The 8,486-nt window shown below is 70.1% G+C and carries 9 protein-coding genes; 7 read left to right on the top strand and 2 right to left on the bottom strand.

The window, feature by feature from the left end; all coding sequences use genetic code 11:
- The first annotated feature begins 169 nt into the window (after positions 1–169).
- Positions 170–1,441, top strand: coding sequence for a Glu/Leu/Phe/Val dehydrogenase (locus VF536_RS03465; RefSeq protein ID WP_331613392.1), 1,272 nt, complete (start codon positions 170–172; stop codon positions 1,439–1,441).
- Between the two features lie 188 nt (positions 1,442–1,629).
- Here the strand turns inward: VF536_RS03465 and VF536_RS03460 are convergent, their stop codons facing one another.
- On the bottom strand, positions 1,630–2,208 hold the full coding sequence (locus VF536_RS03460) for a DJ-1/PfpI family protein (protein WP_067280420.1): 579 nt from the start codon (positions 2,206–2,208) through the stop codon (positions 1,630–1,632).
- Between the two features lie 69 nt (positions 2,209–2,277).
- A complete protein-coding gene (locus VF536_RS03455; protein ID WP_331613390.1) occupies positions 2,278–3,027 on the bottom strand; it encodes a phosphatase PAP2 family protein in 750 nt (249 codons plus the stop codon).
- Positions 3,028–3,190: 163 nt separating this feature from the next.
- Between VF536_RS03455 and VF536_RS03450 the strand changes: the two genes are divergently transcribed.
- Genes VF536_RS03450 through VF536_RS03425 form a run of 6 tightly spaced genes read left to right on the top strand, consistent with a single transcriptional unit; the run spans position 3,191 to position 8,334 of the window.
- Positions 3,191–3,853: a response regulator transcription factor gene (locus VF536_RS03450; RefSeq protein WP_331613389.1), complete on the top strand. Its 663-nt coding sequence runs from the start codon at positions 3,191–3,193 to the stop codon at positions 3,851–3,853.
- A 20-nt stretch (positions 3,854–3,873) separates the two neighbouring features.
- Complete coding sequence (locus VF536_RS03445) at positions 3,874–5,187, top strand: ATP-binding protein (protein WP_331613388.1); 1,314 nt, start codon at positions 3,874–3,876, stop codon at positions 5,185–5,187.
- Positions 5,188–5,217: 30 nt separating this feature from the next.
- A complete protein-coding gene (locus tag VF536_RS03440) occupies positions 5,218–6,207 on the top strand; it encodes a KpsF/GutQ family sugar-phosphate isomerase (RefSeq protein ID WP_331613387.1) in 990 nt (329 codons plus the stop codon).
- The gene (locus VF536_RS03435) at positions 6,207–6,815 is read left to right on the top strand and encodes a KdsC family phosphatase (protein ID WP_331613386.1); all 609 of its coding nucleotides are present in this window, start codon (positions 6,207–6,209) and stop codon (positions 6,813–6,815) included. The genes VF536_RS03440 and VF536_RS03435 overlap by 1 nt, the downstream gene beginning before the upstream one ends.
- A complete protein-coding gene (gene lptC / locus VF536_RS03430) occupies positions 6,815–7,561 on the top strand; it encodes an LPS export ABC transporter periplasmic protein LptC (protein WP_331613385.1) in 747 nt (248 codons plus the stop codon). The genes VF536_RS03435 and lptC overlap by 1 nt, the downstream gene beginning before the upstream one ends.
- Positions 7,558–8,334: an SDR family oxidoreductase gene (locus VF536_RS03425; RefSeq protein ID WP_331613384.1), complete on the top strand. Its 777-nt coding sequence runs from the start codon at positions 7,558–7,560 to the stop codon at positions 8,332–8,334. The genes lptC and VF536_RS03425 overlap by 4 nt, the downstream gene beginning before the upstream one ends.
- Positions 8,335–8,486 lie beyond the last annotated feature (152 nt).

Below are 8,486 nucleotides of genomic sequence, written 5' to 3'. Positions count from 1 at the left end.
GCCGCCGCGCTCGTGCCGCAGGGGCTTGGCTTTGGTCACTTCCCAGGCGCAAACTACCTGCCTTATGCATGGGGCGCATGCCCGCATGTGCACTCGGCTTTGCCGCACGTGGCGGACGGGCAGGGCTTCGGGGTACCGTTCGCGCCACCGAAAAGTTACGGAGCATTTCATGCCCAACCTGTCTTTCGTTTCCCCCACGCGCAACAGTCCCTGGGGCACCTACCTGTCCCAGATCGACGCGGTCGAGCCCTACCTGGGCAAGCTGGCCCGCTGGGTGGAAACGCTGCGCCGCCCCAAGCGCGCGCTGATCGTGGACATCCCCATCGAACTCGACAACGGCACCATCGCCCACTTCGAGGGCTATCGCGTCCAACATAGCCTGACCCGCGGTCCCGGCAAGGGCGGCGTGCGCTACCACCCGGACGTCACGCTGGAAGAAGTGATGGCACTGTCGGCCTGGATGACGGTCAAGAACGCCGCGGTGAACCTGCCCTACGGCGGCGCGAAGGGCGGCATCCGCCTGGACCCGAAGACGCTGTCGATGAAGGAGCTGGAGAAGGTCACCCGCCGCTACACCAGCGAGATCGGCATGATCATCGGCCCGACCCAGGACATCCCCGCGCCTGACGTGAACACCAACGGCCAGATCATGGCCTGGATGATGGACACGTACTCGATGAACGTGGGCGCGACCGCCACCGGCGTCGTGACCGGCAAGCCGATCGCGCTGGGCGGTTCGCTGGGCCGCGTGGCCGCCACCGGCCGCGGCGTGTTCGTCGTGGGCCGCGAAGCGATGCGCCGCCTGAACGTGAATCTCGAAGGCGCGCGCGTCGCCGTGCAGGGCTTCGGCAACGTGGGTTCCGTGGCCGCGAAGATGTTCGCCGCCAACGGCGCCATCGTCGTCGCGGTGCAGGACCACACCGGCACCATCCTGAACGAGAACGGCCTGGACATGACCGACCTGCTGGACCACCTGGCCCGCACGGGCGGCGTGGGCGGCTTCAAGGGCGCCGACCGCATCGACAACGAGAACTTCTGGGACGTGAAGTCGGACATCCTGATCCCGGCTGCCCTGGAAGGTCAGATCACCGGTGAACGCGCCAAGCGCGTGCAGACCCGCGTCGTCATCGAAGGCGCCAACGGCCCGACGACGCCGGACGGCGACGCCGTGCTGGCCGACCGCGGCATCATCGTCGTCCCCGACGTGATCGCCAACGCCGGCGGCGTGACCGTGTCCTACTTCGAGTGGGTGCAGGACTTCTCGTCGTTCTTCTGGACCGAGGACGAAATCAATGTCCGCCTGGACAAGATCCTCGTCGGCGCGTTCAAGGGCATCTGGGATACCGCTGAACACCACAAGATCCCGCTGCGCACGGCAGCGTTCACGGTGGCCTGCACGCGGGTGCTGGAAGCGCGCGAAGAGCGCGGTCTGTACCCCTGAGTCATCGACCGCGGTTTCTCGCGGTTACGGCAGAACGGGCGCCACTGGCGCCCGTTTTTTCTTGCAGAGGGCAAGCGTTGGCCGCCGAGGCATGAGGCCCCAGCGGCAAGCGCTGAAACCTCACGCCTCACCGTCCTCAACCACCACCGGCCTTCAACGGTTTTGCTACCGAGGACTTTGAGGGAAGGTCAGTGGGTGATCTTGGTTCCGAGCACCGCGAGGAACTGGGCAATCCATGCGGGATGTGCCGGCCATGCCGGCGCCGTCACGAGCTTGCCGTCCGTGACCGCCTGATCGACCGGGATGTCGGCGAAGCTGGCGCCAGCCAGCTCGACCTCCGCCGCGCAGGCGGGATAGGCCGAGACCTTCTTGCCGCGGATGATGCCCGCAGCGGCCAGCAACTGCGCGCCGTGGCAGATCGCCGCGATGGGCTTGTCCGCCTTCGCGAAGTGCTGCACCAGCGGCAGCACGCCCGGCATCGTGCGCAGGTACTCCGGCGCCCGGCCGCCCGGGATCACCAGCGCGTCGTAGTCCTCCGGCTTGATGTCGTCGAAGCTCGCGTTCAGGGTGAAGCGGTGACCCGGCTTCTCGGAATAGGTCTGCGCGCCCTCGAAGTCGTGGATCGCCGTCAGGACGAAGTCCCCGGCCTTCTTGCCGGGACAGATGGCGTCGACCCGGTGTCCCACCGCCTGCAGCGCCTGGAACGGCACCATCAGCTCGTAGTCCTCGACGTAGTCGCCGGCCAGCAGCAGCAGTTTCTTGCCCATCGCATCTCTCCAGAGTCGTTGCAGGAGCGTCGATTCTGGGAGGCCGCGATCGTCAGGGCGATGAATCCGTCATGTAACCGCGTCGGCGTCGCGGGCTCGCAGCCACGGCGCCGCGACGACGGCCAGCGTCCAGCAGATCCAGCCGGTCCACATCGTGTGGCTGGGGTAATGTGCGCCGCGCGCCATCTGCGCGAAGCCGTAGAGCACACCCATCGTCACCACCGCGCCCAGCGCGAACCGCGCCTGCCGCGGATAGGCGCGCCGCAGCATGAAGAACAGGCTGAAGAAGGCGAAGGCGGAACTCGCGTGGCCAGACGGGAAGCAGTGGCCCGGCCCGCCGTCGCGCATGCCGAAGCGCCAGTGCGACACGTAGTGCGCGACGCCGCCGAACTCGGCCAGGTCCCACGGGCAGCTCGTCGTGCTGCCCTGCTTCATGAGGGGGATCAGGATCAGGCTGACGGCCGTCAGCGCAACCGCGCCCCAGCGTTCACGCCGCGTGAGGCCGGGCCACAGGGGCCGGACGGCGTTGATCAGCAGCATCACGGCCAGTCCCGTGGCCATCCAGCGGCCCCCCTGGTGCAGGAGGCCCGAGGTCATCCAGTGATCGCGCAGTGCGAAGCCGTTCGCGTCGGCGAAAAGCCGCACGACGGCAAGGTCCCACCCGGCCAGGTCCCAGAGCAGCAGCGCCGCCAGGCCGGCCAGCGCGACCAGCCAGCCGCGCCGCAGCGCCGGGATCGACATCGCCCCGACGGGCGACAGGACCGGCGTCGCGGTCGAACCGGCGCCGAGCTGAAGGGAGGACAGGGGATGGGGCTTCACGGGGCCTGAGTGGGCGCCGCGGCGCTGAAGTCGCCCTGAAGCCAAGCTGAAGGCCGGCTGAAGACCTGCGTCGCTTCGCACGCCGGCAGACCCGCTCGCACAAGGCGTCGGCGACTGCTATCTTCCCGGCTCGACGACACGGCCGGAAGGCCGCCCTCACGCCATGCGACTGCTGCTGCTCGAAGACGACGAACTCCTCGGCGAGGCCCTGCGCGACTTCCTGCGCGCCGAGGGTCACACGGTGACCTGGGCCCGACGGCTGTCCGAGGTGCTGCCGCGCCAGCACGAGGAGTTCGAGGCGCTGCTGGTCGACTGGCAACTGCCGGACGGTTCGGGCCTGGACTGGTTGCGGGGTCTGCGCCAGCGCGGCGTGTCGACGCCGGCGCTGATGCTGACCGCACGCGACCTGCTGGCCGACCGTCTGCAGGGCCTGGACAGCGGCGCCGACGATTACCTCGTGAAGCCCTTCGCCCCGGAGGAGCTCGCCGCACGGCTGCGCGCGGTCAGCCGCCGCCACGTGGGCGCGAGCAGCTCGCAACGGCGTTACGGCGACGTGGTGCTGGACCTCGCCGCCAAGCGCGCGACGCGCGACGGCCACGCGGTCGAGCTGACCGCACGCGAATGGGCCGTGCTGGAGGCCTTGGCGCAGCGTGCCGGCCGGCTGTATCCGAAACGCGAGCTCGAGCTGCAGGTGCTCGGCGACGACGCCGAGGTGCTGAGCAACGCGCTGGAGGTCCACGTGTCGAGCCTGCGGCGCAAGCTCGGTCGCGAGTTGATCGAGACCGTCCGCGGCCTGGGCTACCGGCTCGGGCCGGAGGCCGCGTGAATGGGGAGGGAAGCGTGGACGTGAACGCGCCCACGGGCCCGCGCCGCCCGTCGATCGCCGGCCGCCTGGCGCGCCAGCTGCTGATGATCTCCGCCTTCTGGGCGCTGCTGGCGGGCGTCAGCGTCTGGCTGGTCGTGCAGGAGGAGGTCGACGAACTGCTCGACGAGACCTTGCAGGCGTCCTCGCAGGTGCTGGGGCAGCTGCTTCGGCAAGGCAGCGCGATGCCGGCCGAGATCGCCGACAACGACGACCTCAGTACCCACTTCGCCTGGCAACTGGTCGGCTCGGACGGCGCGCTGCTGCACCGCTCGCCGCTGGCGCCGGTGAACGCGTGGAAGCTGCCGCCGGGCTTCAGCGACTGGCAGGACGACGGCACCGACGGCGACGACTGGCGCGTCCACGTGCGTCCGCTGCCGACGGTCGCCGGTCCGGGCTGGCTGATGGTGGCCCAGACCAGCGCCGAGCGGAAGGAAGTGCGCAGCCGGGTCGGACTCGCGAGCGCCATTTCGGCGCTGCTGGTCGGCGGGCTCTGCATGATGTGGATGAACCGGCGCGCGCGGGCCGAACTGGCCCCGCTGGCCGAGCTGTCCAGCGCGCTCGCCGACTACGACCCGCTCGACACCCGGCAGGTGCTGCCCGAGCAGCACCGCCAGGAACTGGCGGGGATCCGCGCCGCGGTGCTGGACCTCGGGCAACGCCTGGCACAGCGCGTGGCCAACGAGCGCGCCTTCAGCGCCCATGCGGCGCATGCCTTGCGCACGCCGCTCGCCGGCATGGACGCGCAGCTCGCGATGGCGCTGCGCGAAGCCCCGCCCGAGTCGCGTGCCCGGCTGCAGCGCACCCGCGAAGCGGCGGACCGGTTGCGCCGCGTCGTGACGGCGCTGCTGACGCTGTTCCGCACCGGCATGAGCCTGCGCTGGCAGCGCCTGGACCTGAACGAACTACTGTCGCTGCTGCCGCTGCCGGACGGTCTCGCGCTTGACCTGCCCGAGGACGACGCGGGCATCGACGCCGATCCCGACCTCCTGGCCGCCGCCCTGATCAACCTGATCGACAACGCTTTCCGGCATGGAGCGTCGCAGATGCACTTGCGGCTGCATCGCCTGTCGGACCGCGGCCTGCTGCTCGCGCTGACCGACAACGGCGAAGGCGTGCCGGACTGGCAGCGCGTGGACCTGAACGACGCGCTCGAGCGCCAGCAGTACGAGGGGCGCATGGGACTGGGGCTGATGATGGCCGACCTGGTGGCCCGCGCCCATGGCGGGAGCCTGTCGCTGCCATCCATGACGACGGGCTTCTGCGTGGCGATGCGCCTGGGGCCGGCGCCGGACTGAACCGACCCCGGCGGCTACACTTTCGCCCTTATGACGACCCATGCCGCCCTCACCCATTCCCGCGCGCTCGACGTGGCCCGCGCCGCCTTGAAAGTCGAGGCCGAGGCGCTGCTCGCGCTCGGTCCGCGCCTGGGCGAATCCTTCGAGCAGGTGGTGCGGACCATCCTCGACAGCGCCGGTCGCGTCGTCGTGATGGGCATGGGCAAGAGCGGTCACGTCGGCCGCAAGATCGCTGCCACGCTGGCGTCCACCGGCACGCCCGCGTTCTTCGTCCATCCGGGCGAAGCCAGCCATGGCGACCTCGGCATGGTCACGCCCGGCGACATCGTGCTGGCGCTGTCCAATTCCGGCGAGAGCGACGAGCTCAACGCCATCATCCCGGTGCTCAAGCGCCTGGGCGTCACGCTGATCGGCATGACGGGCGGGCTGTCGTCGTCGCTGGCCAAGCATTCGAACTTCGTTCTGGACTCGCGCGTCGAGCAGGAAGCCTGCCCGCTGAACCTGGCGCCGACCGCGAGCACCACGGCGCAGATCGCGCTCGGCGACGCACTGGCCGTGGCGCTGCTCGACGCCCGCGGCTTCCGCGCCGAGGACTTCGCCCGCTCGCACCCGGGCGGCTCGCTGGGCCGCCGCCTGCTGACGCACGTGCGCGACCTGATGCGCAGCGGCGACTCGCTGCCCCGCGTCTCCGCCGAGCTGCCGTTGCTGGAGATGATGCGGGTGATGTCCGACAAGGGCCTCGGCTGCGCCGTGCTGGCCGATGCCGACGGCAAGGTCGGCGGCATCTTCACCGACGGCGACCTGCGCCGCCTGATCGAACGCGGCACCGACCTGCGCGGCCTGACCGCCGCCCAGGTGATGCATCCGAATCCGCGCACCGTGCCCGCCGACGCGCTGGCGGTGGTCGCGGCCGACCTGATGGAACAGGCGCGCATCACGCTGGTGCTGGCGGTCGACGACGAGCAGCGGCTGGTCGGCGCGATCAGCATCAACGACCTGATGCGCGCGAAGGTGATCTGATGAGCAGCTCTTCCCCGGTGGTGCGCGAACTCCAGCCCGCGCTGTCCTTCCCGCCCGAGCTGCTGTTGAAGGCGCAGGGACCGGCGCTCGGCCTCAAGGCCGCGATCTTCGACGTCGACGGCGTGCTGACCGACGGCCGCATCTACCTGAGCGAAGCCGGCGAGACGATCAAGGCGTTCGCCACGCTGGACGGCCACGGCATGAAGCTGCTGGCGCAGGGCGGCATCGTGCCCATCGTGATCACGGGACGGGACTCGCCGGCGGTGCGTCGCCGGGTCGCGGATCTGGGCCTGCCGCACGCCGTCTACGGCGCGAAGAACAAGCTGGCCGCGGCGCAGCCGCTGCTCGATCAATTGGGCCTGCATTGGGATGAGGTCGCCGCGATCGGCGACGACTGGCCCGATCTGCCGCTGATGGTGCGCGCGGGCTTCGCCTGCGCGCCGGCGCAGGCCCATGCCGAGGTCAAGGCGGTCGCACATCACGTCACCGCCGCCGCCGGCGGCCACGGCGCGGCGCGCGAGTTCTGCGACCTGCTGCTGATGGCGGCCGGTCAGTACGCGCGGCTGCTGCGCGGCCACCTCGAGACGCTGGACGGGAGCGGTCACTGATGGCGGCGCTGGTTCCGCCGCCGACCGCACCACGCCGCCGCGCCCAGCCGCTGCTGTGGCGCCTGCAGGCGATGCTGGCCAACTATGTGCCGCTGCTGCTGATGGCGATGCTGGCCGGCTTCACCTGGTGGCTCATCAAGAACACGCCGCAGCTCGAGGCGCCGCGCGAGAAGACCGCGCCCAAGCATGAGCCGGATTACCGGATGAACGGCTTCGAGGTGCAGCGCTTCAGCAGCGACGGCCGGCTCACCGGCCGGATCATCGGCACCGAGATGCGCCACTACCCGGACAACGACACGCTGGAGATCGACAGCCCGCAGCTGCGCGCCTACGGCAAGCTCGACGAGCTGCTGGTGGCCGACGCGCAGCGCGGCGTGTCCAACGGCGACGGCAGCGAGGTGCAGCTGCTCGGCGACGTGAAGGTGAAGCGCTACCCCGCGGGCGACACGTCGCAGCCGCCCGACCTGGAGCTCTACGGCGAGTTCCTGCACGCCTTCGTGCCGCAGCAGCAGATCCGCTCCCACCTGCCGGCGCGGGTCGTCGGCATGGGCGGCGAGATGCAGGTGAAGAGCTTCGTCTACGACCAGCTGACCGGCCGTCTGAGCTTCAGCGGCGGCGGTCGCGCGACCTTCGCGGCGCAGCCCGGCGTGCGTCCGTCGCTGAAGCCCGTCAAGGCGGGCGCTCAGGGGGCCGCCAAGCCGGCGGCCGCTGCGTCCGCCGCCACCACGGCCCCTCGCAAGCCATGACCCGACTTGTCTACATCACCGGTGCCTCCAGCGGCATCGGCCAGGCGCTCGCGCTGCAGTACTACCGCGAGGGCTGGAACCTGGCGCTCGTCGCGCGCCGCGTCGAGGAACTGAGCGCCTGGGCCGAAGAGCAACAGCTGACCCCGTCGCGCTGGCGCGTGTACCGCGCCGATGTCAGCGACGTCGAGGCCATCGCGGCCACCGGCCGCCGTTGCATCGCCGAGCAGGGCCTGCCCGACGTCGTGATCGCCAACGCCGGCATCAGCATCGGCATGGACACGGCGATCTACGAGGACCTCGCCGTGATGCAGCGCCTCTACGCCACCAACAACATCGGCCTGGCCGCGACCTTCCATCCGTTCATCAGCGCGATGCGGGCGCGTCGCAGCGGCACGCTGGTGGGTATCGCCAGCGTCGCGGGTATCCGCGGACTGCCGGGACATGGGGCTTACTGTTCCAGCAAGGCCGCCGTGTTCAGTTATTGCGAGAGCCTGCGTGGGGAATGTCGGCCGGATGGCGTGAAGGTCGTGACGATCGCGCCGGGGTATGTCGATACTCCGCTGACGCGTGAGAACCGCTATGGGATGCCGTTCCTGATGCAGCCGGAAGACTTCGCGCGCAAGGCCTATGCGGCCATTGACGCGGGCGCGCGGGTGCGGTTCATTCCGTGGCAGATGGGCGTCGTGGCGCGCATCATGCGGCTGCTGCCGGGCGCGGTCTTCGACCGCTTGCTGGCGGGAAGGCCACGCAAGCATCGTCAGGGCGAGACCTGACCCCGCTTCACTGCCACGGCTGCTGGCCCTCACCCCCACCCTCTCCCGCAAGCGGGAGAGGGAGCAAGAGGGGCTGATCGGCCAAAAGAAAAGGCGCTCCGAGGAGCGCCTTTTTCATTGCGAGGCGGGATGGACCCGCCTGCCGTGCGTGG

It is taken from the genome of Roseateles sp. (assembly GCF_036486225.1).
Classification (GTDB): domain Bacteria; phylum Pseudomonadota; class Gammaproteobacteria; order Burkholderiales; family Burkholderiaceae_C; genus Roseateles.
The sequence above is the reverse complement of the archived record's forward strand: the minus strand, read 5'-3'. Positions and strand labels throughout refer to the sequence as shown.